We start from the raw sequence: 25,674 nt of genomic DNA, 5'->3' as shown, positions 1-25,674 counted from the left end.
GGGGGGGGGGGGGGGGGGGGGGGGGGGGGGGGGGGGGGGGGGGGGGGGGGGGGGGGGGGGGGGGGGGGGGGGGGGGGGGGGGGGGGGGGGGGGGGGGGGGGGGGGGGGGGGGGGGGGGGGGGGCGGGCGCCCAGGAACGGAGGCCCTGGGCCGGGGGGCCGCCGGAGGTCGGGGCGACGCGTGGATGTTGGCCGGTTCCGCCTCCTGCGGGCGGGTTCCTCCTCCCGCCCGTACCCCGGCACGGCTCCCCCGCAAGCCGTGCCGCCCGTCACCGTCCCGGCGCCGGCTCCAGGAAGCCCTCCTCCACCAGCAGCCGGATCGCCTGCGGCGTACGGTCCCGCAGCAGCACCGGGTCCTCCCCCATGAGCTGGGCGATGGCGTCCAGGATGCGTCCCGCGCTGAGCGTCCCGTCACACACGCCCGCGAAGCCCGCGCCGACCGTGTCCACCTTGGTGGCACGGCGCATGCCCCGGTTCTGCCGCAGCACCACGTGCTCGGGGTCCTCGGCGCCGGGCAGCCCGACCTGCTCCTGCATCACCTCGGGCGCGAGCACGAAGTGGTCGCCGAGCAGCGCCGCGTCGTCGCGCGTGCGCAGGTAGTCCTGGCGCGCGAAGTGCGCCCGTACCGTCTCGCCGAGGGGCTGCTCCACCGGGTGCGGCCACTCCTCGACGACGATCGAGGGCTCGTCCGCGCCGGACTTGCGCAGCGTGATCCACCCGAAGCCGACCGCCTTGGTCTTGCGCGCCTCGAACTCGTCCAGCCACGCCTCGTACCGCGCCGCGTACTCCTCACGGTCCGCCAGCAGGTGGTCCCCGGCGTCCCGCAGCCACAACTCGGCGTACTGCGTCACTTCCTGCACCTCGCGCTGGACGATCCAGGCGTCGCACCCGCGCGGCACCCAGGAACGCAGCCGGTCCTGCCAGTCCTCGCCCTCTACGTGCTGCCAGTTGGCCAGGAAGTGCGCGAACCCCCCTTCGTTCAACCGCTCCCCCGCCGTCTGAACGAGCGACCGGCACAGATCGTCCCCGCCCATCCCGCCGTCCCGGTAGGTCAGCCGGGCGCCGGCCTTGCCCTTGCCGGCGGCCAGGGGGGAGATCACGAACGGCGGGTTCGACACGATCAGGTCGTACGTCTCCGACGCCACCGGCTCGAACAGCGAACCGGTCCGCAGGTCGGCCTCCGGCGCCCCCGACAGCGCCAGCGTGAGCCGCGTGAAGTCCAGCGCCCTCGGGTTCAGGTCCGTCGCCGTCACACGCGTGGCGTGCTGCGCGGCGTGCAGCGCCTGGATGCCGGAGCCGGTGCCGAGGTCCAGGGCGGAGGCGACGGGCGTACGGACCGTGATCCCGGCGAGCGTGGTCGACGCGCCGCCCACGCCGAGGACCACGCCCTCGCCGCGGCCGCTCGCCCCGGCCGCCCCGCCCACGGCGCAGCCCAGGTCGGAGACGATGAACCAGTCCTGGCCCTCGGGCCCGCCGTACGGCCGTACGTCCACCGTGGCGCGGACCTCGCCGCCGTCCTCGACCACCCATCCGTCGGCGAGCGCCTCGTCCAGCGGCAGCACGGCGCGCGCCTGTTCGGACGGCACCGGGTGCTGGAGGAGGAAGAGGCGGACGAGCGTGGCGAGCGGCCCGTCCGCGCGGGTGGCACGCAGGGCGGGGACCGTCTCGCTGCGGGCGAGCGCGGCGTAGGCGGGTGCGCCGAGCAGTTCGAGCAGGCCGTCGGCGGTGAAGTCGGCGGCGAGCAGGGCGTCGCGGAGGCGGTCGGCGCGGTCGGGCACCGGGAGGCTGGCGGTAAGGCTGGTCGTACTCACCTGCCCATTGTGACCGCCGCCACTGACAAACGACGCGCGGCCCGGCCCCCATGGGGGAACCGGGCCGGTTTCCATTGAACGCCCTTACAACAACCGGCGGCCCTTACTGGCCGGCCTTGCTCGGCGAAGCGGAGCCGGCAGCGGACGCGGCGGGGGCGGAGGCACCGGCGGAGGCGGACGCGTCCGGGCCGGGCTTGGCCGGCGGGATGGTGGGCGAGACCGTCGCCTCGGCCTTGCGGCAGCCGGGCTGCTTGGCCATCGCCTGGCCCAGCTCGCCGGACTGGAGCTTGGCCAGCGCGTCCTGGTCCATCTTCTCGATCTTCTTCAGCCCGTCCGCGACACCCTGGAGGCCGTCGGCGAACTTCTGCTGGTTCTTCGGGTCGAGCGCGTCGACCTGCTTCTTGAGGTTCTCGTACGCCGTCGCCGTGGCGTTGAGTTCCTTGACCGCGTCCTGCTGGAGCTTCTCGCCGTTGTCGACGGGCGGTACGCCGGCGTCCTGCACCGCCTTGGCGAGCGCCTTGTCCGCGTCGGCGATGTCCTGGAAGGCCTTCGAGTCGGCGGCCTGGATGTCGGCGGGCTTGCCGTCCGCCGCCGTCGAGATGATGGCCTGCTGCGCGTTGGCCCTCTTCTGGATCTGCGGCTGCGCCTGGTCGCAGACGTTCTTCGCCCAGGCGTCCACCTTGTTGTCGCCGCCGCCGTCGTTGTCGTCGCTGCACCCCGACAGTGCGAGCACCAGTACCGCACCGCCGGACAGTGCGGCCGCAAGCTTCTTGTTCACCGGATCGGTCCCTTCCAAGGCTCTCGGCCCCGGAACATACACGCCAAGTGGGCGACATTCGCGTGTCAAATGACCGTTCCGTACGCTTTTACAACCATTTGCATCAAGAGGAAATCCGGGGAGAGAAGGCTCTCACCGCGGATGGGCCGAACGGGCGGACGGAGCGTCAGCACGCTCTGCCCGCCCGTGCGCTGACCAGGCGTTACACCGGGTGAGTCCGGTACTACAGGGTCGCGGCCTTGCTGGTGACGCGCTTGGCGGTGCTGTTGTCCTCGTCACCCATCGCGACCGTCCGCCGCTTGGACACGTACACGGCACCGATGATGACGATGATCGCGAGCGTCGCCACCACCGCCCGTACGCCCGCGCTGGCGTCGTCGCCGTAGCTGAACTGGACGACGGCGGGCGCGATGAGGAGCGCCACCAGGTTCATCACCTTGAGGAGCGGGTTGATGGCCGGACCGGCGGTGTCCTTGAAGGGGTCGCCGACCGTGTCACCGATGACGGTGGCGGCGTGCGCCTCGCTGCCCTTGCCACCGTGGTGGCCGTCCTCGACGAGCTTCTTGGCGTTGTCCCAGGCGCCTCCGGAGTTGGCCAGGAACACGGCCATCAGGGTGCCGGTGCCGATGGCCCCCGCCAGGTACGCGCCGAGGGCGCCCACACCGAACGTGAAGCCGACGGCGATGGGCGCCATCACGGCGAGCAGTCCGGGCGTGGCCAGCTCGCGCAGGGCGTCCTTGGTGCAGATGTCGACGACGCGCCCGTACTCGGGCTTCTCGCTGTAGTCCATGATCCCGGGGTGCTCGCGGAACTGCCGGCGCACCTCGTAGACCACCGATCCGGCCGACCGCGACACCGCGTTGATCGCCAGCCCGGAGAAGAGGAAGACGACCGCGGCACCCAGGACCAGCCCGACCAGGTTGTTGGGCTGGGAGATGTCCATGGTCAGGTTCATCTCGGTCGCCTTGGCACCGACGTCGCGCACGGCGGTGGCGATGGCGTCCCGGTACGAGCCGAAGAGCGCCGCCGCCGCCAGTACGGCCGTGGCGATGGCGATGCCCTTGGTGATCGCCTTCGTGGTGTTGCCGACGGCGTCGAGGTCGGTGAGGACCTGCGCCCCGGCGCCCTGGACGTCGCCGGACATCTCGGCGATGCCCTGGGCGTTGTCGGAGACCGGGCCGAAGGTGTCCATGGCGACGATCACGCCGACGGTGGTGAGCAGTCCGGTGCCGGCCAGGGCCACGGCGAACAGCGCCAGCATGATCGACGCGCCGCCGAGCAGGAACGCCCCGTACACCGACAGGCCGATCAGCAAGGCGGTGTAGACGGCCGACTCCAGGCCGATGGAGATGCCGGCGAGGACGACGGTGGCGGGTCCGGTGAGGGACGACTTCCCGATGTCCTTGACCGGGCGCCGGCTGGTCTCGGTGAAGTAGCCGGTCAGTTGCTGGATCAGTGCGGCCAGCACGATGCCGATCGCGACCGCGACGAGCGCCAGGATGCGCGGGTCGCCGTCGTGCGCCCGGATGGCGGCTTCGGTGACGCCTTCGAGGGAGGCGTACGTGGAGGGGAGGTAGGCGAAGACCGCGACGGCCACCAGGGCGAGCGAGATCACGGCGGAGATGAAGAACCCGCGGTTGATCGCGGCCATCCCGCTGCGGTCGGCGCGCCGCGGGGCGACCGCGAAGATGCCGATCATCGCGGTGACCACGCCGATCGCCGGCACGATCAGGGGGAAGGCGAGGCCGAGGTCTCCGAACGCCGCCTTGCCGAGGATCAGCGCGGCGACCAGGGTCACGGCGTAGGACTCGAAGAGGTCGGCGGCCATGCCCGCGCAGTCGCCGACGTTGTCACCGACGTTGTCGGCGATGGTGGCGGCGTTGCGGGGGTCGTCCTCGGGGATGCCCTGCTCGACCTTGCCGACGAGGTCGGCGCCGACGTCGGCGGCCTTGGTGAAGATGCCGCCGCCGACACGCATGAACATGGCGATGAGCGCGGCGCCCAAGCCGAAACCTTCCAGCACCTTGGGTGCGTCGGCCGCGTACACGAGGACCACGCAGGAGGCACCGAGCAGGCCGAGGCCCACCGTGAACATGCCGACGACACCACCCGTACGGAAAGCGATCTTCATCGCCTTGTGCGAGACGGTCGTCAGATCTTTTTCGGGCTCTCCGGGTGCCGGAGTCGCCTCACGCGCGGCGGCCGCCACGCGCACATTGGCCCGTACGGCGAGCCGCATGCCGATGTAACCGGTGACCGCCGAGAAAAGCGCGCCCACCAGGAAGAACAGTGATCGTCCGGCCCGCTGCGACCAGTTGTCCGCGGGCAGCAGCATGAGCAGGAAGAACACGACGACCGCGAAGATGCCGAGCGTCCGCAGTTGTCGGGCCAGATAGGCGTTCGCGCCTTCCTGGACGGCCGCCGCGATCTTCTTCATGGCAGCGGTGCCCTCACCGGCCGCCAGTACCTGGCGTACCAGGAGCTGGGCGACGATCAGGGCGGCCAGGGCCACGGCCGCGATGACGACCACGATGATCCGATTGTCATCGGTGAGAACCGCGGCCGCGAGAGAAGTCGGTTGGTCGGACACGTGAGTGGTGAAGAGCCCCGCCATTCGTCCTCCTTGACGTCAGAAGAGCTCAAGACGTGGACGGATTGTAGGGAGCAGAACCTGATCAAAACAGAGCGCCGTAGAACAGAATTGACCTTCGCTTGCCAGTCGGCAAATGCAGGTCGCAAGGAATCCACTCGAAAGCAGTAATGACTTTGAACCATTGACGCTCGGTGGGTCGATCTAGGAAATAGGAAAAGGCCCTGCTCAGCAGGGCCTTTCTTTTCTCCGGTACGACGCTCAGGGGAGCATGGCGGTGGGATTCGTCGGCCATGTCATCCGGATGACGCCACCCGCCTCGCCGGCCGACACCTCGACGTCGTCGACGAGCCCAGTGATCACCGCGAGGCCCATCTCGTCCTCGCCCTCCGCGTCGTCGAACTCCTCGGCCGGGGCGGCGCTGCGGGAGCCCGGCACCCCGGCGGCGTCCGCCGCAGCGACGCCCGCGCCCGGGACCTCGTCGCCGACCTCGATGGAGAAGGCCTTCTCGTCCTCGTTCAGCACGACGCGGATCGGGGAGGTCACATGGTTGCTGCGGTGCAGCCCGACGGCGCGGGAGCATGCCTCGCCCACGGCGAGCCGGACCTCGTCCAGCACGGCTTCATCGACCCCGGCCCGGCGCGCCACGGCGGCCGCCACGAGGCGGGCGGTCCTGACGTGCTCGGGCTGGGCGCTGAAGCGGAGTTCAACGGTGGCCATGCGGTCCCCCTCGGACGTGCGAGCGTGCCTCCAGGAACCGGGCTGGACGCCCGGCACCCTCCTTCTTCCTCCCGCATCCTCCGGCCGACGCCGCCGGCCGGGGAGCTGATCCGGTGACGCCGGGCCGACTCGGCCCGTCGCGGCCCACGTCGGTCGGCGCCGCCGATGCCGACTACCGCGGTCCCGGACCGCCGTGTCGGCCCGGCCGGTACCGCCGCCACCCTGAACGGTCCGGTTCCTCCGGCTTCGCGGCTTCCCGGCCGTCCGGTCGGTGCCGGTGGGCCGGTCAACCAGGTCGGCCGGTCGTCGGCGGTGGGCCGGTCGGGTGAGACCCGGACGGACCACGAGGCGACCGGGGCCGGGCCGGACGCGCCGCCGGACCAGAACCGCTCGGAACACCGGTTCCGCGAGGACCCGGCTCGGGGCCGAACCGTCCGGCCGAGGTCCCGGGCCCCAGGAGCCCGAAGGACCGGAGGCCGGCCGTCCGAGTCCGACGGTCCGGGGCGCGAACCTCGAACCGTCCGGAACACGGACGGTCCGAGCCGATGATCCGGAACCGAACCATCCGGTCTCGGAATCCGAGGCCCGAGGAGGCCGAACGGGTGCCGACGGCCGACCGAGGACGGTCGCCGACCGGTGCGGCGCGCCGACTCAGTCGGTGGCCGCGACGGCCTCGTCGACCGTGGTGTGGATCGGGAACACCTTGGTCAGACCGGTGATACGGAAGATCTTGAGAATGCGCTCCTGGTTGCAGACCAGGCGCAGCGAGCCCTCGTGCGCGCGCACGCGCTTCAGGCCACCCACCAGCACGCCGAGGCCGGTCGAGTCGAGGAAGTCCACGCCCTCCATGTCGACGACCAGGTGGTAGCTGCCGTCATTCACCAACTCGACCAACTGCTCGCGCAGCTTGGGCGCGGTATACACATCAATCTCGCCACCGACCTCGACGACCGTACGGTCGCCACTGGGGCCGGACACATTGCGAGTCGACAGGGACAGGTCCACGGATCCTCCAGCACCTTGCTATCGAGCGGTCGCCCCTCGGATTCTCCGGACGGAGCCAGGGGACGGATCGCCAGCCGCGATGGCATTCAATCACTTACCAGCAGCCATGCACGACGCCTTGGGAGCATTGTCCGTCAGGCCGGTGACACACTCGGTGCCGATGGCCATGAATCACCGCCCCAGTCGACCACCCGAGAGCGGGGACACCCGACCCACCCCCGGTACGGTCCTCGACCGGCTCACCGCAGGGGCGAACCGGGCTGCGCGCATCACTCATACGGAGCACCTGCCCCCAAGAGCGGGAAGGCATGCCGTCTGGCCCGATCGCATCCGCCCAGAAGTGATCAACGCCATCCATACGGCGGGTATCGAGCACCCCTGGGAGCACCAGGCGGCCGCCGCCGAGCACGCGCTGGACGGCGAGTCGGTGGTCATCGCCACCGGCACCGCGTCCGGCAAGTCCCTCGCCTATCTGGCACCGGTGCTGTCCACGCTGCTGGACGGCTCCGAGGCGCCCAACGGCCGGGGCACCACCGCCCTGTACCTCGCCCCCACCAAGGCCCTCGCCGCCGACCAGCGGCGCTCGGTGAAGGCGCTCGCCGCCCCGCTGGGCAACCGGGTCCGGCCCGCCGTGTACGACGGCGACACGCCCGTCGAGGAACGGGAGTGGGTCCGCCAGTACGCGAACTACGTACTGACCAACCCCGACATGCTCCACCGGGGCATACTCCCGTCCCACCCGCGCTGGTCCTCCTTCCTGCGCGCCCTGCGCTATGTCGTCATCGACGAGTGCCACACCTACCGGGGCGTCTTCGGCTCGCACGTCGCCCAGGTGCTGCGCCGGCTGCGGCGCGTCTGCGCCCGCTACGGCTCCTCCCCGGTCTTCCTCCTCGCCTCCGCGACCGCGGCCCAGCCGGCCGCGGCCGCCGGGCGGCTGACCGGCCTGCCCGTGCGCGAGGTCGCCGACGACGCCTCCCCGCGCGGGGAGCTGGTCTTCGCCCTCTGGGAGCCGCCGCTCACCGAACTCCAGGGCGAGCAGGGCGCGCCGGTCCGCCGCACCGCCACTGCCGAGACCGCCGACCTCCTGACGGACCTGACGGTCCAGGGCGTCCGCTCGGTCGCCTTCGTACGCTCCCGGCGCGGCGCCGAACTGATCTCGGTCATCGCCAAGGAACGCCTCGCGGAGGTGGACCGCTCGCTGCCCCAGCGGGTCGCCGCCTACCGGGGCGGCTACCTGCCCGAGGAGCGCCGGGCCCTGGAGCGGGCCCTGCACTCGGGTGACCTCCTCTGCCTCGCCGCCACGACCGCCCTGGAGCTGGGCATCGACGTGTCGGGCCTGGACGCCGTGGTGATCGCCGGCTACCCGGGCACCAGGGCCTCGCTGTGGCAGCAGGCGGGCCGCGCCGGACGCTCGGGGCAGGGGGCGCTCGCGGTGCTCGTGGCCCGTGACGACCCGCTGGACACGTTCCTCGTCCACCACCCGGACGCGCTGTTCCGCCAGCCGGTGGAGTCGACCGTCCTGGACCCCGACAACCCGTACGTCCTCGCCCCCCACTTGTGCGCGGCGGCCGCGGAGCACCCGCTCACCGATGAGGACCTGACGCTGTTCGGCCCGGCCGCCCCCGAGCTGCTGCCCCAGCTCGAGTCGGCGGGCCTGCTGCGGCGGCGCCCGTCCGGCTGGTACTGGACACGCCGCGAACGCGCCGCCGACCTCACCGACATCCGGGGCGAGGGCGGCAGCCCCGTCCGGATCGTCGAGGCCGGGACCGGCCGGCTGCTCGGCACGGTCGACGAGTCGGCCGCCCACGCCGCCGTCCACGAGGGGGCCGTCCACCTCCACATGGGCCGCACCTACCTGGTCAAGGAGCTGGACCTCAAGGACTCGGTCGCCCTCGTCGAGGAGGCCAGCCCGCCGTACTCCACCACCGCCCGCGACACCACCGCCATCTCCGTCCTCGAAACCGACACCGAGATCCCCTGGGGCGACGGACGCCTCTGCTACGGGTCCGTCGAGGTGACCAACCAGGTCGTCTCCTTCCTCCGCCGCCGCCTGATCACCGGCGAGGTGCTCGGTGAGACCAAGCTCGACCTGCCGCCGCGCACCCTGCGCACCCGCGCCGTGTGGTGGACCGTCACCGAGGACCAGCTCGACGCCGCCCGGGTGAACCCGGAGCAACTGGGCGGCGCCCTGCACGCGGCCGAGCACGCGTCCATCGGCCTGCTGCCGCTCTTCGCCACCTGCGACCGCTGGGACATCGGCGGCGTGTCCGTCCCGCTTCACCCCGACACCCTGCTGCCGACGGTGTTCGTGTACGACGGCCACCCGGGCGGCGCCGGCTTCGCGGAACGCGCCTTCCACACCGCCCGCGAATGGCTCACCGCGACCCGCGACGCCATCGCGTCCTGCGAATGCGACGCGGGCTGCCCCTCCTGCATCCAGTCGCCCAAGTGCGGCAACGGCAACGACCCCCTGCACAAGCGGGGCGCCGTCCGCCTGCTCACGGAACTGCTGCGGGAAGCCCCGGAAGCGCCCCAGGAGGCCCCGCCCTCGCCCTGACCGCCGGCGCGTACGGCCCGAACCGGGCCAGCGCCGTCACCTCCGCGATCTCACCCCGCACCGTGCACCGCACGACCTCCGCACCCTGCGCCCGTGCCACCCGGGCCGCCGCCTCGCACGCGTCGGCCGCGCCCCACAGGGCCCGGTCCGCCGCCGCGAGCGCCGCCAGGTCCGCCGCACCCCCGGCCCGGTGCCGCGCGGCGACCGCCTGCCCCAGCGCGAGGACCGCCGCGAAGACCGCGCACATCACCGTGGCCGCCAAGGCCGCCCACACCGTCGCCGCGCCCCGGTCCGACCGGCGCCCCCCTGGGCCACCCGCGCGGCCGCCCTCTCCCGCGCCGGCGCCGGAGGCCGAGCAGCCACCCGGGCCGAGGGGGGCACGGGAGCCCGCGCCCGAGCCGGTGCCCTCCATGGGGTCCGGCCCGCCATGCACGGCGCCCGTCCCCGCGCCCACCTCGGCGTCGCCCGAAACCCTCATGGCGTCACCCCCACGGTGTCCTCCGCCAGAGCGGCCGCCTCCGCGTGGAGGGTCAGGGCCAGGGCGCCGGGGCCGGGCGCGGGCGCCTCGACCCGCACCCGCCACAGGTCCCCGGTCCGCTCGACCGCCACCCGGGCCCCGCTCGGCGCGGCCGACCGCGCCGCAGCCACCGCCTCCCCGCGCGGCTCTGAGCGGGCCACCGCCCGCGCCCCGGCCCGCGCGGCGTCCACGCACTGGATCTGCGCCGCGGCCGCCACCAGCGCCCACACGAGCGTCATCGTGAACAGCACGAGCGCCGGCAGGACCGTCGCCGCCTCGGCCGTCACCGACCCGCGATCACCGCCCCGTTCAGAACTGGGCATTCAGTGCCCTCCCGATCACCGACTCCAGCCCGCCCGACACGACGTCACTCGTGACGATCTTGTAGAGCACGGCCGCGAAGGCGACCGCCGCGAGCGTGCCCATGGCGTACTCGGCGGTCGTCATCCCCGCGTCCCCGCGCTCGCGCACCAGGCGCATCAGGCGCGTCCCGCGTACTCGCGCCACCAGGGCCTTCGTCATCCGATTCCACATGCCACAACCCCCATGAAGATGTCGATCCGTCACAACAGTTCGCCCGCCAGCGCGATGACCACCGGCGCCACCCCGACCGCGAGGAAAGCGGGCAGGAAGCAGAGCCCGACCGGTGCCGTGATCAGCACTTGCGCCCGCTGCGCGCGGGCCGTGGCCCGCCGCGCCTGGTCCGCCCGCAGCCCGGCGGCCAGCCGGGAGACCGCGTCGGCCGCCGGAGCACCGGAGGCACTCGCCCGCTCCAGGCAGCGGGCCAGCGGTCCGGCGCCCGGTATCGCGCCGAACCGGCCCCACACCTCGCTCGGTTCACCGCCCAGGCGCAGCTCGGCGGCCGCCCTCGCCAGGCCGTCGCCCACCGCACCGCCCAGCGACTCGCCGACCGCCTCCGCCGCCTCCCGCGGACCGGCCCCGGCGGCCAGACACGCGGCCAGCAGATCCGCCGCGAGGGGCAGCCCGTGCGCCGCCCCACCGCCCCGGGCACCCGCCGGACGCGGGCGCCGCTGCCACTTCCGCACGCCGTACGCGGCCGCGACGCCCACCACCCACCCGGCACTGCCGCCGACCAGCACCCAGCCGCCGGCCGCCGCTGCCGCCGGAGCCACCCAGCCGCGCGCCCACGTCCCGTACTCGGGGCGCCAGACTCCGCGCCGCCCGTCCTCCGCGCCCAGCAGCGCGCCGATCCGCCGGCGCACCCGGCGCTCCCGCCGGCCCGCCTCCACCGTCCAGGCCACCCAGGCCACGCCGGCGGTCAGCGCCACCGCCACCCCCACCGTGTGGACGAGCCGGCCGCTCACGGCTCCTCCCCGGCCCGTACGATCCGCCCGGCCCACCACAGGCCGAGCCCCTCCAGGAGCCCGCCCACGGCCAGGCAGCCCAGGCCGGCCGGGGTGTGCAGGAGAACCCGCAGCGGATCGGCGCCGAGCGCCCAGCCCATCGCGAGCGCCACGACCGGCAGCAACGCCAGCAGCCCCACGGTCGCCCACGCACCCGCCAGTTGGGCCCGCAGCCGTTCCCGCTGGTCCCGCCGCTCCCGCAGCGCCGCGTCCAGCCGGTCCAGTCCCGCCGCGAGGCCGGCCCCGCCGTCCACGGCCACCTGCCAACAGGTCGCCAGACCCACCAGGCCGTCCGCGCCGTCCTCCCGCGCCGCCCGCCGGAGCGCCTCCGGCACGTCGCCCCCGAACCGCGCCGCCGCCAGGACCGCCGCCTCCTCGCCGCCCAGGGCTCCGGTGTCGCGCGCCGCCCACAGCAACGCCTGCCCGGGCTGCCACCCGGCGCGCAGCTCACCGGCGACCGCACCGCACAGCGCGATCACCGCGTCCGCCCGCCGCTCCCGCTCCCGGGCCCGCTCCGCCGCCCGCAGCCGCCGCGCCACCAGAGGCACCGCGCACGCGCCGGCCACCAGCGGCAGCACCGACTCGCCGAGCACCGCCAGGACCACCGCCACCACCAGGCACGCCCACTCCCGCCGTAACCCCACGACCGGCGTCCACCGGCGCCAGGACCACGGGGCGGCCCGGACCGCCGTCTCGCCACCGCCCGCGAACAGCAACCGCGCCCGCCGCGGCCCCCGCTGCCGGTCCAGCAGCAGCCAGACCGCGGCACCCGCGCACACCGCCGCGTACACCGGTTGTCCCGTCACCACGGCGCACCTCCGATCAACGACCGCAGCCGCTCCCAGCCCCGCTCGTGCAGGAACCCCTCGGCAGCCCACCGCAGCGCGGGAACCGTCTCCACAAGCCCCCGCGCGTCCCGCTCGAGCACATGAACCTCCGCGATCCGGCGCCGCCCTTCCCGGTCCCGCGCGAGATGGACCACCACCGACAGGCCGGCCGCCACCTGGCTGTGCAGCGCCGCCCGGTCGAGACCGGCGGCCGTCCCCAGCGCCTCCAGCCGCGCCGGCACATCGGCGGCCGTGTTGGCGTGCACCGTCCCGCAGCCGCCCTCATGGCCGGTGTTCAAGGCGGCGAGCAGGTCCGTGACTTCGCAGCCGCGCACCTCACCGACCACCAACCGGTCGGGCCGCATCCGCAGCGCCTGGCGCACCAGGTCCCGCAGCGTCACCAGGCCCGCGCCCTCCTGATTCGGCGGCCGTGCCTCCAGCCGCACCACATGGGGGTGATCGGGCCGCAACTCGGCCGAGTCCTCGGCCAGGACGATCCGCTCACGCTCCCCGACCAGACCCAGCAGCGTGGACAGCAGCGTCGTCTTCCCCGACCCCGTGCCGCCGCTGATCAGATACGACACCCGGGCCTCGACCAGGGCCCTGAGCACGCCGTCCCCGCCCGGCGGCACCGTCCCCGCCGCCGTCAACTCGCCCAGCGAGAAGGCCCGGGGCCGCACCACCCGCAGCGACAGGCAGGTCGAACCGACCGCCACCGGAGGCAGCACCGCGTGCATCCGCGTCCCGTCCGGGAGTCTGGCGTCCACCCACGGCCGGGCGTCGTCCAGCCGCCGACCCGCCACCGCCGCCAGGCGCTGCGCCAGCCTGCGCACCGCCGCCGCGTCGGGGAACGTCACACCCGACAACTCCAGTCCGGCACCCCGGTCCACCCACACCCGGTCGGGCTGCGACACGAGCACGTCCGTGACCGCCGGATCGGCGAGCAACGGCTCCAGCGGACCGGTCCCGACCAGTTCTCCACGCAACCGCTCGGCCGCACCGAGCACTTCGGTGTCTCCCAGCAGCCTGCCCTGGGCCCGCAGTGCCGCCGCCACACCGGCCGGTGTGGGGTCCGTGCCGCTCTCCACGAGCCGCTGCCGAACGGCTTCCAGCAGAGCCGCCGTCATGGCGCACCGTCCCCGGCCAGGGCCCGCTCCCAGAAGGCGGTACAGAACCGCCCCAGCGGCCCCCGCGCGCTGTCGCCCGGCGGAGTGCCCGCGTCCAGGGCGGCCAAGAGGCCCACCTCCAGGGGCATTTCCCCAACGAGCGGCAGGTCCAGTACCCGCGCGACCCACTGCTCGTCGACCCCGGCCGCATAAGGCCCGCGCACCACCACTCGCAGGTCCCGCAGCACCATGCCGACCATGGACGCCACCCTCTTGGCACCCGCGACGGCCCGCAGTTCGGCGGGCACGACCAGCAGCCCCAGGTCCAGTTGTGCCAGGGCCTCGGCGGTGGCGTCGTCGACCCGGCGCGGCAGATCAACGACCACCACACCGCCGCGCCTGCGTGCCGCCGCCAGTACCGACCGCATCGCCTCCGGCCGGATCGTCACCGCGTCACCCCGGTCCCAGCTCAGGACCCGCAGTCCCCACAGGGAGGGCAGTGACTCCTCCAGCGCCCCGCCGGCGACCCGCCCCTTGGAGGCGGCCAGATCCGGCCAGCGCAGCCCCTCCGCCTGTTCGCCTCCCAGCAGGACGTCGAGCCCGCCGCCCAGTAGATCACCGTCCACGAGCATCGTCCGCCGCCCTTCGCGCGCCGCCGTGACGGCCAGCGCACAGGCCAGCGTCGACGCCCCGGCGCCACCGCGCCCGCCGATCACCCCGACGGTGAGGGCCTGCCGCCCCGCGCCCTCGACCACGTCCGCGATCCGGTCGACGAGCCAGCCCTCGGCGTCGGGCAGCCGCAGCACACAGTCCGCACCGATCTCGACCGCCCGCCGCCACACCTCCGGATCGTCCTGGTCGTGCCCCACGAGCAGCACGCCGCGCCGCCGTACCGCGCCCCGGCAACGGGCCGCCGCGTCGTCGCCCACCAGGATCAGTGGCGCGGCCTCCCAGCAGGCACCGCGCTCGGGCACCGAGTGGTACACCTCCGGGTGCGCGCCCGCAGCGGCGCACAGCCGCAGCAGGTCGTCCAGCAGGTCCGCGTCCTCGGTGACGATCAGCGGTCCGGCCCGCCGGCCCTCACCGGTCGGCGCGCGGTCGGATGTGATGGATCCGGCCATGATCTACGCCCCCTCTCCCCTGTCTTCTCCGGTGTCCCGTCCGTGCGATACGCCGCGACGGGCGGCGCGAAGTCGACGTGCGGTCGGCGTGAAGTCGACACGAAGTCGTGTCCCGCCCCCGCGGACGAGAGATCTGTGATTCCTCGCCTCCGCGGACTTCGCGACCGGAATCACGGTGCACGGCTTCCGGAAAAGAAGTGGATCTTGCTCAAAAACTGTGGACAACTTGCCGGTTGTGAATATCCCGTTAGCCCATACCAGCGACTTCCACAGAGCAGCGTCGCGACTACACTGAGTGACGAACGAGCGGCGTCGCGAGCCGCGCGCCGGAGTGGAGGAGGGAGGAGCGTGATGATCGGTTCAAGCCGCACGACACGGGCGAAAACGCGTCCGGACATGCGACGACCCCCGCCGGGGGGGAGAGCGGGGGTCGTCTCTCCGGCCGACTCGGGGGGGGAGGAGCCGGACCGGGTTAGCACGGTCGCGAACGATCCGTGACTTCCATGGTGTACCCGAGAGCCTTCTCAGGCAAACCCACACGCCCCAGCGTACGCCGAATGGCGGGCACCTATGCTTCGCCTCGTGGAAAACCACTCCTTGCCGCGCACAGCAGCCTTCTTTGACCTGGACAAGACGGTCATTGCGAAGTCATCGACGTTGACCTTCAGCAAGTCCTTCTACCAAGGCGGTCTGATCAACCGCCGCGCCGTACTGCGGACTGCCTACATCCAGTTCGTCTTCCTGGCCGGCGGCGCCGATCACGAGCAGATGGAGCGGATGCGGGAGTACCTGTCCGCCCTCTGCAAGGGCTGGAACGTCCAGCAGGTCAAGGAGCTGGTCGCCGAGACCCTGCACGACCTGATCGACCCGATCATCTACGACGAGGCGGCGTCCCTCATCGAGGAGCACCACGCCGCCGGCCGGGACGTCGTGATCGTCTCCACCTCCGGCGCGGAGGTCGTCGAACCCATCGGCGAGCTGCTGGGTGCCGACCGGGTCGTGGCGACGCGGATGGTCGTCGGCGACGACGGCTGCTTCACCGGGGAGGTGGAGTACTACGCCTACGGCCCCACCAAGGCTGAAGCGATCCGCGAGCTGGCCGAGACCGAGGGGTACGACCTCTCCCGCTGCTACGCGTACAGCGACTCGGCCACGGATCTACCCATGCTCGAGGCCGTGGGCAACCCGTACGCGGTCAACCCCGACCGCGCGCTGCGCCGGGAGGCGGCGGCGCGCGACTGGCCGGTTCTCGTCTTCAACCGGCCGGTGCGGCTGAAGCAGCGCCTGCCCGCCTTCCGGATGCCCCCGCGCCCCGCCCTCGTCGCCGCCGCTGCGGTGGGTGCGGCGGCGGCCACGGCCGGCCTCGTCTGGTACGCCAGCCGGCGTCGCCAGTCGGCGTGACGTCGTAGGGATGGCATGCCATACCAGTGGGGAACGGCCCGGCCATCAGGCCTGGTAAGGGGCATCAAGCGCCAAAAGTAAAAAGTGGAGCGAGGGCTTTCGCATCCCCCCGGACGGTAGTACAAAGGACTTAACGGCCCGCGAGACCGAGGCATCCGAAAGGATTACCTGTTGAGCAAGAAGGCCCCACGGACCGAACAGCACGAAAGCTGAGCACCCACGCGACGTCGACCCGTCGATTACGGGCCAGCCGCACCAGGCGTCGGGCAAAGTCCCCGCCTGATGGGCACATATCGAGGACGCATGGTAACTCGGCGGACGTGCCAGCGGCGGTACCGCTCAGCGGTACCGCCGCAACCCTGTAAGAAGCCCTGCGCCGCGCCCCGCAGCCCTATGCCGCCGGGCCTGAAGGGCGACCAGCAGGCCGAGCCGCACGGGCCGCCCGAGACTGTGCATCGCAATCAGCGGCTCTAGGGACGCACGAGCCAGGCCGCGTGAGCCTTACCCCCGCAGCCCCCATCCGCACGGGGCCCGAAGCGCCGCCCCGCAGCCCAGGCCGCACGGGCCCATGACGCGGGCCCTGAGCCGCCAACGCCGCCCCGCAGACCGGGCCGCCACCGGCCCTGCGCCATCACGCAGCCCTACGCGCCGTCCCGCCGCCCAGGCCGCCCCGCAGCCCTACGCGCCGTCCCGCCGCCCAGACCGCCCCGCAGCCCTATGCCGCGCCGCGCTGGAGGGCCTCGCAGACGGCGGTGGACTCGCGGACGCCCAGTTCCACGGCGCGACCGCAGTGGGCGATCCAGGCAGCCATGCCCTCCGGCGTACCGGACAGGTATCCCTCGAACGCCGCCACATAGGCCGCGTGGCCCTGCTCGGCATGGCCGACCTCCGCCGGGCAGATCGCCTTCGGGTCCAGCCCGCTGCCGATCAGCACGATCCGCTCGGCCGCCCGCGCGACCAGTCCGCTGTACGAGGTGAAGGGCCGCAGCGCCAGCAGTTCGCCGTGCACCACGGCGGCCGTCACCAGGGCCGGGGCCGAGCTGCCGGCGACGATCAGATCGGAAAGCCCTTCCAGCCGTCCCGCGACCTCCCCGGCGTCCGGCAGCGGCGCGTCGATCAGCGGCTCGTCGACGGCCTCGCCGTCGCGCCTCGGCCGCCCGACCGAATCCATGCCGGCCACCCCGGCTGCTCCCGTCGCCCCGGCCGCCTCGCCCACCGCGACCAGGTGGAGCCGGGCCAGCACGCGCATCGGCGACTGGCGCCAGATCGACAGGAGCTGCCCCGCCTCGGCGCCCAGCCGCAGCGCGGCTCCGACCGTCCGCGCCTCCGCATCACCACCGAAGTCGGTCCGGCGGCGCACCTCCTCCAGCGCCCAGTCCGCGCCGGACAGCGCCGCCGAGGCGCGCGCGCCGCGCAGTGCGGCCTCCGAGGTCACCTCATTGCTGCGGCGCCGCATCACACGGTGCCCGTAGACCCGGTCGATGGCCTTGCGAACGGAGTCCACGGCATCGGGCACACCCGGCAGCGCGCCCAGCGCGACCAGCGGGTCAGCGGGATTCGTACTCATAGGTAGCGAGGCTACGCGCCCGGCACTCCGGCCCCACCTTGGAGTGGCGTTCCTCATACATAACCGCGACTTGCCGCAGTCGCTCCACTACAGGCCGCTACGCTACCTGAACATGAAGATCGCTTTCGTAGGGAAGGGCGGCAGCGGGAAGACCACGCTGTCCTCGCTCTTCATCCGCCACCTCGTCGCCAATGAGGCCCCCGTCCTCGCGGTGGACGCCGACATCAACCAGCACCTCGGGGCGGCGCTCGGGCTCGACGAGGCCGCGGCGGCCGCGCTGCCGGCGATGGGTGCGCACCTGCCGCTGATCAAGGAGTATCTGCGCGGCACCAACCCGCGCATCCCGTCCGCCGAGACGATGATCAAAACGACTCCGCCGGGCGAGGGCTCGCGGCTGCTGCGTATCCGTGAGGACAACCCGGTGTACGACGCGTGCGCCCGGCCGGTCCGTCTGGACGACGGCGAAATCAGGCTGATGGCGACCGGGCCGTTCACGGAGTCGGACCTGGGGGTGGCCTGCTACCACTCGAAGGTCGGCGCGGTGGAGCTGTGCCTGAACCACCTGGTCGACGGGCCGGACGAGTACCTCGTGGTCGACATGACGGCCGGCTCGGACTCGTTCGCGTCCGGGATGTTCACGCGCTTCGACATGACGTTCCTGGTCGCCGAGCCGACCCGCAAGGGCGTTTCCGTCTACCGCCAGTACAAGGAATACGCGCGGGACTTCGGCGTGGCGCTCAGGGTCGTCGGCAACAAGGTGCAGGGCATGGAGGACGTGGACTTCCTGCGCGAGGAGATCGGCGACGACCTGCTCGTCACGGTCGGCCACTCCGACTGGGTCCGCTCCATGGAGAAGGGCCGCCCGGCGCGCTTCGAGCTGCTGGAGGCCGAGAACCGGATGGCGCTCCAGTCCCTCCAGAACACCGCGGACGACTCGTACCGGCACCGGGACTGGGAGCGCTACACGCGCCAGATGGTGCACTTCCACCTGAAGAACGCGGAGAGCTGGGGCAACGCGAAGACGGGGGCCGACCTGGCCGCGCAGGTCGACCCCGGCTTCGTACTCGGTGAAGGGCTCGGCGCCGTTCAGCCCGCCTGACGGCGGACGGCGGCGTTGGGCGGACCGGCGGGCGAGGGCGCGCCGGACGCCGCGGGCACGGGCACGGAGGGCTGGGCGGCGAGGAAGGCCGTCCAGCCGTCCCTGGGAGCCTCCCCGACCTTGAGGGTGCGCAGCTTCGCCAGGGTGGCCGGGTCCTGCGCGTCCAGCCAGTCGGCGAGCTGCCGGAACGACACGCACCGCACGTCGCTGCGGACGCAGACGTTCGCGATGGTCTCCTCGATGGCGCGCATGTACGTGCCGCCGTTCCAGGACTCGAAGTGGTTGCCGATGATCAGCGGCGCGCGGTTGCCGTTGTAGGCCCGGTTGAACGCCTGGAGCATGCCGTCACGGAACTGGTTGCCCCAGAACTGGTGCATGGAGGGCGCGCCCTTGGCCGTGCCCGACTGGTTGACCATGAAGTTGTAGTCCATGGACAGCGTCTCGAAGGACCGCCCCGGGATCGGAATCATCTGGAGGGACAGGTCCCACAGGCCCCGGTCCTTCCCCGGCCAGACCTGGTTGTTGACGCCGCTGGTGTCGTAGCGCCACCCGAGCTCGCTCGCGGCCCGGACGAAGTTGTCCCGTCCCTCCAGGCAGGGCGTCCGGGCGCCGATCAGTTCGGTCTCGTAGTCGAACGGCAGCGGTTGCTCCGCGGTCAGGCCCGAGTGGGTCTTCCAGTTCTTCACGAAGGCCTTGGCCTGGGTGATCTCGCTCTTCCAGTCCTCGACCGACCAGGTGCCGACACCGCTCTCCGGGCCGCAGAAGTGGCCGTTGAAGTGGGTGCCGATCTCGTTGCCCTCCTGCCACGCGCCGCGCAGCTCGCGCACGGTGTCGCGGATTCCCTCGGTGTCGTTGAACCCGATGTCGGAGCGGCCGGGAGCGTGGCCGGGCGGCCGGTACAGCGTCGACTTCTCCTCGGGCAGCAGATAGACGCCGCTGAGGAAGTACGTCATCGTCGCCCCGTACTTCCGGCCCACCTGGCGGAAGTGGGAGAACAGCTTCTGGCTGTCCTCGCCGGCCCCGTCCCAGGAGAAGACCACGAACTGCGGCGGCTTCTGGCCGGGCTTGAGGCGCTGCGGCTTGTGCAGCCCCGGCTGGGCACCGGTGTAGGCGGTCGAGCCGTCGCCGATGAGGCGGACCGCGCTCTTGGGTGCCGCGGCCCGCTTGGGGCCGGCGGAGCCGCCGGCACCCTCGTCTGAACCGCCGCATCCGGTCAGTCCGGCCGCCATCACCGCCGCGACCCCGGCCACCACCGCCGTGCCGGCCGTGCCCCGGCCCCGGCGCCGCCGCCGGCCGGAGACGGTCCCGTGCCCGGTCGGCCGTCCGCACACCGCCCCGCCGACCGTCCGGCGGGCCGTCCCGCGGACCGTCCGGCGGGCAGACTCGTGGGCCGCCTCGTGGGCCGCGGCGGGGGCTTCGGCGCCGGGAACTTCGGAGCCGGGGGCGGTGGTGTGGTGCCCGGCGGTTGCGTGCGGGGCGGTGCCACGCGGGGGGCTTCCGTGCGCGGCGGTCTTCTTCGTGGCGGCCATCTTCCGCCCACCCTTCTCGTGGTCCACGGCGGTCTGAGCTGGGAGCGCCGTCAACGTCGCACCACGGAAGTCGGTTTGAAGATACGACAAGCCGTACTAGAACGACTAATCACCGAATGGAATGAAACTTTGCCCCATTTGCATCGAAAATAATGCCGGAGTCTTTACTCTCCATTACGATCTGTTTACAGAGAGTTGGCAAGCTCCCGCCGCTGCACGCCGTGACCCACGGCCGCGACCCCACGTTCGTTCGACCCGCACGTACCGCGACCGCGCCACCCGGAGGAGACGGGAATCATGACTGCCTGCGTCCCCGCCCGTACCGACGACCCCCGTGAGCCCCGCACCGGCGGCCCCGGCCGCCTCGGCCGTACGCTGCTCGACGCCGCGCGACCACGTTTCAACCGGCCGCACAGCCCACCACCTCCGGGCAAGGGCCGCCGGTTCCCCGTCGCGGGCGCCGACGTGTCGGCCTCCATCGCCGTGTTCCTCATCGCGCTGCCGCTCTCCCTCGGCATCGCGCTGGCCACCGGAGCCCCCCTCCAGGCCGGTCTGGTGGCCGCCGCCGTCGGCGGTATCGTCGCCGGCCGGCTGGGGGGCTCACCGCTCCAGGTCAGCGGTCCGGCCGCGGGACTCACCCTGGTCACCGCCGAGCTCATCCAGAAGTACGGCTGGCGCACCACGTGCGCCATCACCGTCCTGGCCGGGCTCTCCCAACTCGTGCTGTCCGCCCTGCGGGTGGCCCGCACGGCCCTCGTGGTGTCCCCGGCCATCGTGCACGGCATGGTGGCCGGCATCGGCGTCACCATCGCCCTCGCCCAGCTCCACGTCGTCCTCGGCGGCACGCCGCAGAGCTCGGCCGTGGACAACTTCCTCGGCCTGCCCGGGCAGTTGGCCGACCCGCACATGGCCGGGCTGTTCGTGAGCGCCGTGACCGTCGCCCTCCTGCTTCTGTGGCCACGGCTACCCGGACGTGTGGGCCGGGGCCTGCGGACGGTACCGGCCGCGCTCGCCGCCGTGGCCGCCGCCACCGCCCTCGCCGTCGTGGCCGGGATCGGCGTACCGCGCGTGGACCTGCCCTCCTGGAGCAGTCACGCGCTGCCCGGCCTCCCCGAGGGACCCGTCCTCGGGATCGCCCTGGGCGTCCTGACCATCACGCTCGTCACCAGCGTCCAGTCCCTGCTGTCGGCCGTCGCCGTGGACAAGCTGGCGGCCGCCCGCAAGAACGTCACGGTCCACGTCCCGCGCTCCAACCTCGACCGCGAACTGGCGGGACAGGGCGCCGCGAACATCGTCTCCGGAGCGCTCGGCGGGCTGCCGGTCGCCGGCGTCGCCGTACGCAGCGTGGCGAACGTGTCGGCGGGCGCGGTGAGCCGGCACTCCACGATGCTGCACGGCCTGTGGGTGGTGCTGGCCGCCCTCGTCCTCGTACCCGTACTGGATCTGATCCCGCTGCCCGCGCTCGCCGCGCTCGTCATGGTCATCGGCATCCAGATGGTGAGCATCACCCACATCCGAAGCGTCACCCGTCACCGCGAGGTGGTCGTCTACGCCGTGACGGTGTCCGGGGTCGTCCTCGTCGGCATCCTCCAGGGCGTGGCGCTCGGCATCGTCGTGGCCAGTGGTGTCGCCATGCACCGGCTGACCAGGACCCGGATCTCCAGGGAGACCAAGGACGGCGTGGAGCACATCCGCGTCCGGGGACAACTGACGTTCCTCGCCGTGCCCCGGCTGACCCGGGCGCTGCACCAGGTCCCCCAGGGGGCCGAGGTGGTCGTGGAGCTGGACGGGTCCTTCATGGACCACGCGGCGTACGAGACCCTCCAGGACTGGCAGATGTCCCACCTGGCCCGGGGCGGACAGGTCGAGATGACCGGCCGCGCCGGTGTGCGGATCGCCGAACCGGGCGCGGGCTCCCACGCCTGCTGCCGCCCGTGGACGCCGTGGCGCAACCACCACTGCGGCGAGCACCCGGCGGCCGGGTCCCCACAGCGGCGTAAGGGGCATCAACTGGCCAGCGGGCTCAGCTCCTTCCAGCGCAATACGGCGCCGTTCGTGCGTGAGGAGCTGGCCAGGCTGGCGCGCGAGGGCCAGCGGCCGTCCCAGCTCTTCCTGACGTGCGCCGACTCCCGGCTGGTCACCAGCATGATCACGGCGAGCGGCCCGGGCGACCTCTTCACCGTGCGCAACGTGGGCAACCTGGTCCCCCTGCCGGGCGCGGAGAGCGGGGACGACTCGGTGGCGGCCGCGATCGAGTACGCGGTCGAGGTGCTGCGGGTGCAGTCCATCACCGTGTGCGGGCACTCGGACTGCGGGGCGATGCAGACGCTGCTCAGGAGCGACCCGGACGCGCCCGAGACACCGTTGCGGCGCTGGCTGCGGCACGGTCTGCCCAGCCTGGAGCGGATGAAGAGCGCGCACCGCACCTGGGCGCGGCTCTCCGGAGGCCCGACCGGCGACGGCACGGGCAGGCTGCCGGCCGATGCGGCCGAGCAGTTGTGCCTGGCCAATGTGGTGCAGCAACTGGAGCACCTGAAGGCTCACGAAGCCGTGGCGCGGCGCCTGGCCGAGGGCACGCTGGAGCTGCACGGCATGTACTTCCACGTGGGTGAGGCGCAGGCGTACCTGCTGGCGGACCCGGCCGCCGCCCCTGCCCCTGCCCCGTCTCCGGGGTCGGCCCCTGCCTCGGCCGCCGGCTCGAACGCCGGCCCGGACCCGGACGCCGTGGACGCGGACGCCGTGGACCCGGACGCGGACCTCGTGGGCGCGGACGCAGACCTCGTGGGCGCGGACGCAGACCTCGTGGGCGTGGGCGCGGGCGTGGGCAGTGGCACGCGTGCGCGTGGGGACGGCCGGGGGGACGGCGAGGGTGCCGTCTTCGAGTGGGTGGCCCCGTCCGCCGGAGCGCGGACCGGCCCTTCAGCCCTCGCACCCTCCACCGCGTCCCTGTCCGGTCCACCGTCGGAACCCTCGTCGGCGCCGTCCACCGACGCCCGTCACTCGTCCTCCCACCCCACCGCACGTCCGGCCGTACGGCCGGCGCCCAGGGAGGGGGCCCCTGCCTGACCCCCTGCCTCGCTCCCCGGGCGGTGAACCTCCGGCCCGGCCCGTCCGTGGGAGTGAGCGGTGGCCCCTTCACCCCACCGCCCGGGGAGGAGGGGCCACGTGACCACCCTGTCCCTGCTCACCCCATCGGCCGACGCCGGCCGGACCCGCCGGACTTCCGCCAGGACGTCAGCCCGGACGCCCGAAAGGAACTCCGAAAGGAACTCCGACAGGACCTCGTGCAGGACCTGCGAGAGGACCTCCGGAAGGACCTCTGCCGGACGGGCGCCGGCACCTCCGCCAAAGAGGTCTAAACCAATAGGCCGGAGGCTCTTGTCACCCGGGGCGTCGGGCTGATGAGCTATGGGCCGGGACACATCGGACGCCCTGGGAATGGGAGATGTCGTGAGCAACGAGAGCCTGGCCAACCTCCTCAAAGAGGAGCGGCGCTTCGCACCGCCCGCCGGACTGGCCGCCGACGCCAATGTGACGGCGGCCGCGTACGAGCAGGCCAAGGCGGACAGGCTCGGCTTCTGGGCCGAGCAGGCACGTCGGCTCAGTTGGGCCACCGAGCCGACCGAGACGCTCGACTGGTCGAACCCGCCGTTCGCCAAGTGGTTCGCCGACGGCGAGCTCAACGTGGCGTACAACTGCGTGGACCGGCACGTCGAGGCCGGGCACGGCGACCGGGTCGCGATCCACTTCGAGGGCGAGCCGGGTGACGGCCGCGCCATCACGTACGCCCAGCTCAAGGACGAGGTCTCCCAGGCGGCCAACGCGCTGACCGAACTGGGCGTCCGCAAGGGCGACCGGGTCGCGGTGTACATGCCGATGATCCCCGAGGCCGCCGTCGCGATGCTGGCCTGCGCCCGTATCGGTGCCGCGCACTCGGTCGTCTTCGGCGGCTTCTCGGCCGACGCCGTGGCCTCCCGTATCCAGGACGCCGACGCCAAGCTGGTCATCACGGCCGACGGCGGCTACCGGCGCGGCAAGCCGTCCGCGCTCAAGCCGGCCATCGACGAGGCCGTCGCCAGGTGCCCGCAGGTGGAGCACGTCCTGGTGGTGCGCCGTACCGGCCAGGACACGGCGTTCACCGAGGGCCGGGACGTGTGGTGGGACGACATCGTGGCCCGCCAGTCCACCGAGCACATCCCCGAGGCCTTCGACGCGGAGCACCCGCTCTTCATCCTCTACACGTCCGGCACCACGGGTAAGCCGAAGGGCATCCTGCACACCTCCGGCGGCTACCTCACGCAGGCGGCGTACACGCACCACGCCGTCTTCGACCTCAAGCCGGAGACGGACGTCTACTGGTGCACCGCCGACATCGGCTGGGTGACCGGCCACTCGTACATCGTGTACGGGCCACTGGCCAACGGCGCGACGCAGGTGATGTACGAGGGCACGCCGGACACCCCGCACCAGGGCCGGTTCTGGGAGATCGTCCAGAAGTACGGCGTCACGATCCTCTACACCGCGCCGACCGCGATCCGTACGTTCATGAAGTGGGGCGACGACATCCCCGCCAAGTTCGACCTGTCGTCGCTGCGCGTCCTGGGGTCGGTCGGTGAGCCGATCAACCCCGAGGCGTGGATCTGGTACCGGGAGAACATCGGTGGCGGCAAGGCCCCGATCGTGGACACCTGGTGGCAGACCGAGACCGGCGCCATGATGATCTCGCCGCTCCCGGGCGTCACGGAGACCAAGCCCGGGTCGGCGCAGCGGCCCCTGCCGGGCATCTCCGCCACGGTCGTCGACGACGAGGCGAACGAGGTCCCCCACGGGGGCGGCGGCTACCTGGTGCTCACCGAGCCGTGGCCGTCGATGCTGCGCACCATCTGGGGCGACGACCAGCGGTTCATCGACACCTACTGGTCGCGCTTCGAGGGCAAGTACTTCGCGGGCGACGGCGCCAAGAAGGACGACGACGGGGACATCTGGCTGCTCGGGCGCGTGGACGACGTGATGCTGGTGTCCGGCCACAACATCTCCACCACCGAGGTCGAGTCGGCGCTGGTCTCCCACCCCAAGGTGGCCGAGGCGGCGGTCGTGGGCGCGGCCGACGAGACGACCGGTCAGGCCATCGTGGCGTTCGTGATCCTGCGCGGTACGGCCAGCGAGGACGACAGCCTCGTCGCCGACCTCCGCAACCACGTGGGCGCCACGCTCGGGCCGATCGCCAAGCCGAAGCGCGTCCTGCCGGTGGCCGAGCTGCCGAAGACCCGTTCCGGCAAGATCATGCGGCGCCTGCTGCGTGACGTGGCGGAGAACCGTCAGCTCGGTGACGTCACCACCCTCACCGACTCGTCCGTGATGGACCTGATCCAGTCCAAGCTCCCGACCGCCTCCAGCGAGGACTGACCGGAGGCCGAGGGACCGACGGGTGGCGTGAAGCCGGCCCGGCACCGGGACACCGGCATCCGGGGCGGCACCGGGACACCGGCGCCCGGGGCGGCATCGATCAGCGTGAGGAGGGCACCCGGCCGTGTGTGCACGTCATGCACGACGTGCACGACGTGCCGGGTGCCCTCCTCGCGTCCGCCGGGTAGGGTGAGGATCGCGTCAACAAAGCGACAAAATCCTCAGGGTGCGCCGGGAAGTCTGGTCGGCAGGTACGTCGTCCTGCCCGCTGAACCGA

Annotated in this window: 19 protein-coding genes; 5 read left to right on the top strand and 14 right to left on the bottom strand. The window is 72.7% G+C overall.

All coding sequences use genetic code 11. The annotated features are described in order from the left end of the window. Window positions 1-268: 268 nt before the first annotated feature. The 5 genes from E2B92_RS15770 to E2B92_RS15750 all read right to left on the bottom strand — a co-directional run bounded on the left by E2B92_RS15770 (window position 269) and on the right by E2B92_RS15750 (window position 6,903). Window positions 269-1,810, bottom strand: coding sequence for a DUF7059 domain-containing protein (locus E2B92_RS15770; protein WP_133087564.1), 1,542 nt, complete (start codon window positions 1,808-1,810; stop codon window positions 269-271). Between the two features lie 103 nt (window positions 1,811-1,913). Further along, entirely contained in the window at window positions 1,914-2,588 is a 675-nt protein-coding gene (locus E2B92_RS15765) for a small secreted protein (RefSeq protein WP_126885867.1), read from the bottom strand. 223 nt (window positions 2,589-2,811) lie between these two features. Beyond that, entirely contained in the window at window positions 2,812-5,202 is a 2,391-nt protein-coding gene (locus E2B92_RS15760) for a sodium-translocating pyrophosphatase (protein WP_126885865.1), read from the bottom strand. 237 nt (window positions 5,203-5,439) lie between these two features. Next, window positions 5,440-5,898 carry an ATP-binding protein gene (locus tag E2B92_RS15755; RefSeq protein WP_126885864.1) on the bottom strand — a complete coding sequence of 153 codons (459 nt, stop codon included), beginning with the start codon at window positions 5,896-5,898 and terminating at the stop codon, window positions 5,440-5,442. A gap of 651 nt (window positions 5,899-6,549) precedes the next feature. Next, complete coding sequence (locus tag E2B92_RS15750) at window positions 6,550-6,903, bottom strand: STAS domain-containing protein (RefSeq protein ID WP_126885862.1); 354 nt, start codon at window positions 6,901-6,903, stop codon at window positions 6,550-6,552. A 79-nt stretch (window positions 6,904-6,982) separates the two neighbouring features. On the opposite strand from E2B92_RS15750, the gene E2B92_RS15745 reads away from it, so the two are divergent. Further along, window positions 6,983-9,460 carry a DEAD/DEAH box helicase gene (locus E2B92_RS15745; RefSeq protein ID WP_126885860.1) on the top strand — a complete coding sequence of 826 codons (2,478 nt, stop codon included), beginning with the start codon at window positions 6,983-6,985 and terminating at the stop codon, window positions 9,458-9,460. On the opposite strand, the gene E2B92_RS15740 is transcribed toward E2B92_RS15745, so the two are convergent. The 7 genes from E2B92_RS15740 to ssd are packed head-to-tail and all read right to left on the bottom strand — an operon-like array spanning window position 9,402 to window position 14,395. Beyond that, complete coding sequence (locus tag E2B92_RS15740; RefSeq protein WP_235023832.1) at window positions 9,402-9,938, bottom strand: Rv3654c family TadE-like protein; 537 nt, start codon at window positions 9,936-9,938, stop codon at window positions 9,402-9,404. The genes E2B92_RS15745 and E2B92_RS15740 overlap by 59 nt on opposite strands. Continuing rightward, window positions 9,935-10,300, bottom strand: a complete 366-nt coding sequence (locus tag E2B92_RS15735) for a TadE family type IV pilus minor pilin (RefSeq protein ID WP_126885858.1) — start codon at window positions 10,298-10,300, stop codon at window positions 9,935-9,937. Before E2B92_RS15735 ends, E2B92_RS15740 begins: the two co-directional genes overlap by 4 nt. Beyond that, window positions 10,287-10,499 (bottom strand): DUF4244 domain-containing protein, encoded by a 213-nt coding sequence (locus E2B92_RS15730; RefSeq protein ID WP_235023831.1) that lies wholly within the window; start codon window positions 10,497-10,499, stop codon window positions 10,287-10,289. Before E2B92_RS15730 ends, E2B92_RS15735 begins: the two co-directional genes overlap by 14 nt. A 41-nt stretch (window positions 10,500-10,540) precedes the next feature. Then, window positions 10,541-11,302 carry a type II secretion system F family protein gene (locus E2B92_RS15725; RefSeq protein ID WP_126885854.1) on the bottom strand — a complete coding sequence of 254 codons (762 nt, stop codon included), beginning with the start codon at window positions 11,300-11,302 and terminating at the stop codon, window positions 10,541-10,543. Then, the gene (locus tag E2B92_RS15720) at window positions 11,299-12,147 is read right to left on the bottom strand and encodes a type II secretion system F family protein (protein WP_126885852.1); all 849 of its coding nucleotides are present in this window, start codon (window positions 12,145-12,147) and stop codon (window positions 11,299-11,301) included. The genes E2B92_RS15725 and E2B92_RS15720 overlap by 4 nt, the downstream gene beginning before the upstream one ends. After that, on the bottom strand, window positions 12,144-13,295 hold the full coding sequence (locus E2B92_RS15715; protein WP_126885850.1) for a TadA family conjugal transfer-associated ATPase: 1,152 nt from the start codon (window positions 13,293-13,295) through the stop codon (window positions 12,144-12,146). Before E2B92_RS15715 ends, E2B92_RS15720 begins: the two co-directional genes overlap by 4 nt. Continuing rightward, entirely contained in the window at window positions 13,292-14,395 is a 1,104-nt protein-coding gene (gene ssd / locus E2B92_RS15710; protein WP_126885848.1) for a septum site-determining protein Ssd, read from the bottom strand. The genes E2B92_RS15715 and ssd overlap by 4 nt, the downstream gene beginning before the upstream one ends. A gap of 570 nt (window positions 14,396-14,965) precedes the next feature. Between ssd and E2B92_RS15705 the strand changes: the two genes are divergently transcribed. After that, window positions 14,966-15,796 (top strand): HAD family hydrolase, encoded by an 831-nt coding sequence (locus E2B92_RS15705; RefSeq protein WP_126885846.1) that lies wholly within the window; start codon window positions 14,966-14,968, stop codon window positions 15,794-15,796. A gap of 715 nt (window positions 15,797-16,511) precedes the next feature. Here the strand turns inward: E2B92_RS15705 and E2B92_RS15700 are convergent. After that, on the bottom strand, window positions 16,512-17,363 hold the full coding sequence (locus tag E2B92_RS15700) for an oxidoreductase (RefSeq protein WP_126885844.1): 852 nt from the start codon (window positions 17,361-17,363) through the stop codon (window positions 16,512-16,514). Between the two features lie 112 nt (window positions 17,364-17,475). Between E2B92_RS15700 and E2B92_RS15695 the strand changes: the two genes are divergently transcribed. Then, on the top strand, window positions 17,476-18,462 hold the full coding sequence (locus E2B92_RS15695) for an ATP-binding protein (protein ID WP_126885842.1): 987 nt from the start codon (window positions 17,476-17,478) through the stop codon (window positions 18,460-18,462). Here E2B92_RS15695 and E2B92_RS15690 read toward each other — a convergent pair. Then, the gene (locus E2B92_RS15690; RefSeq protein WP_235023841.1) at window positions 18,450-19,691 is read right to left on the bottom strand and encodes a hypothetical protein; all 1,242 of its coding nucleotides are present in this window, start codon (window positions 19,689-19,691) and stop codon (window positions 18,450-18,452) included. The genes E2B92_RS15695 and E2B92_RS15690 overlap by 13 nt on opposite strands. A 597-nt stretch (window positions 19,692-20,288) precedes the next feature. Between E2B92_RS15690 and E2B92_RS15685 the strand changes: the two genes are divergently transcribed. After that, window positions 20,289-23,057 carry a bifunctional SulP family inorganic anion transporter/carbonic anhydrase gene (locus E2B92_RS15685; protein WP_235023830.1) on the top strand — a complete coding sequence of 923 codons (2,769 nt, stop codon included), beginning with the start codon at window positions 20,289-20,291 and terminating at the stop codon, window positions 23,055-23,057. A 342-nt stretch (window positions 23,058-23,399) separates the two neighbouring features. Beyond that, window positions 23,400-25,397 carry an acetate--CoA ligase gene (gene acs, locus E2B92_RS15680; RefSeq protein ID WP_185923611.1) on the top strand — a complete coding sequence of 666 codons (1,998 nt, stop codon included), beginning with the start codon at window positions 23,400-23,402 and terminating at the stop codon, window positions 25,395-25,397. Window positions 25,398-25,674 lie beyond the last annotated feature (277 nt).

The organism is Streptomyces sp. WAC05374 (assembly GCF_004353505.1).
Lineage (GTDB): Bacteria > Actinomycetota > Actinomycetes > Streptomycetales > Streptomycetaceae > Streptomyces.
This window is presented reverse-complemented; position numbering and strand designations above follow the sequence as displayed.

Coding starts and splice junctions, on each gene's coding strand:
- E2B92_RS15760 (WP_126885865.1), bottom strand. CDS start 5,202: ATGGCGGGGCTCTTCACCACTCACGTGTCCGACCAACCGACTTCTCTC.
- E2B92_RS15755 (WP_126885864.1), bottom strand. CDS start 5,898: ATGGCCACCGTTGAACTCCGCTTCAGCGCCCAGCCCGAGCACGTCAGG.
- E2B92_RS15745 (WP_126885860.1), top strand. CDS start 6,983: ATGGCATTCAATCACTTACCAGCAGCCATGCACGACGCCTTGGGAGCA.
- E2B92_RS15740 (WP_235023832.1), bottom strand. CDS start 9,938: ATGAGGGTTTCGGGCGACGCCGAGGTGGGCGCGGGGACGGGCGCCGTG.
- E2B92_RS15735 (WP_126885858.1), bottom strand. CDS start 10,300: ATGCCCAGTTCTGAACGGGGCGGTGATCGCGGGTCGGTGACGGCCGAG.
- E2B92_RS15730 (WP_235023831.1), bottom strand. CDS start 10,499: ATGACGAAGGCCCTGGTGGCGCGAGTACGCGGGACGCGCCTGATGCGC.
- E2B92_RS15715 (WP_126885850.1), bottom strand. CDS start 13,295: ATGACGGCGGCTCTGCTGGAAGCCGTTCGGCAGCGGCTCGTGGAGAGC.
- ssd (WP_126885848.1), bottom strand. CDS start 14,395: ATGGCCGGATCCATCACATCCGACCGCGCGCCGACCGGTGAGGGCCGG.
- E2B92_RS15705 (WP_126885846.1), top strand. CDS start 14,966: ATGCTTCGCCTCGTGGAAAACCACTCCTTGCCGCGCACAGCAGCCTTC.
- E2B92_RS15700 (WP_126885844.1), bottom strand. CDS start 17,363: ATGAGTACGAATCCCGCTGACCCGCTGGTCGCGCTGGGCGCGCTGCCG.
- E2B92_RS15695 (WP_126885842.1), top strand. CDS start 17,476: ATGAAGATCGCTTTCGTAGGGAAGGGCGGCAGCGGGAAGACCACGCTG.
- E2B92_RS15690 (WP_235023841.1), bottom strand. CDS start 19,691: ATGGCGGCCGGACTGACCGGATGCGGCGGTTCAGACGAGGGTGCCGGC.
- E2B92_RS15685 (WP_235023830.1), top strand. CDS start 20,289: ATGACTGCCTGCGTCCCCGCCCGTACCGACGACCCCCGTGAGCCCCGC.
- acs (WP_185923611.1), top strand. CDS start 23,400: ATGGGCCGGGACACATCGGACGCCCTGGGAATGGGAGATGTCGTGAGC.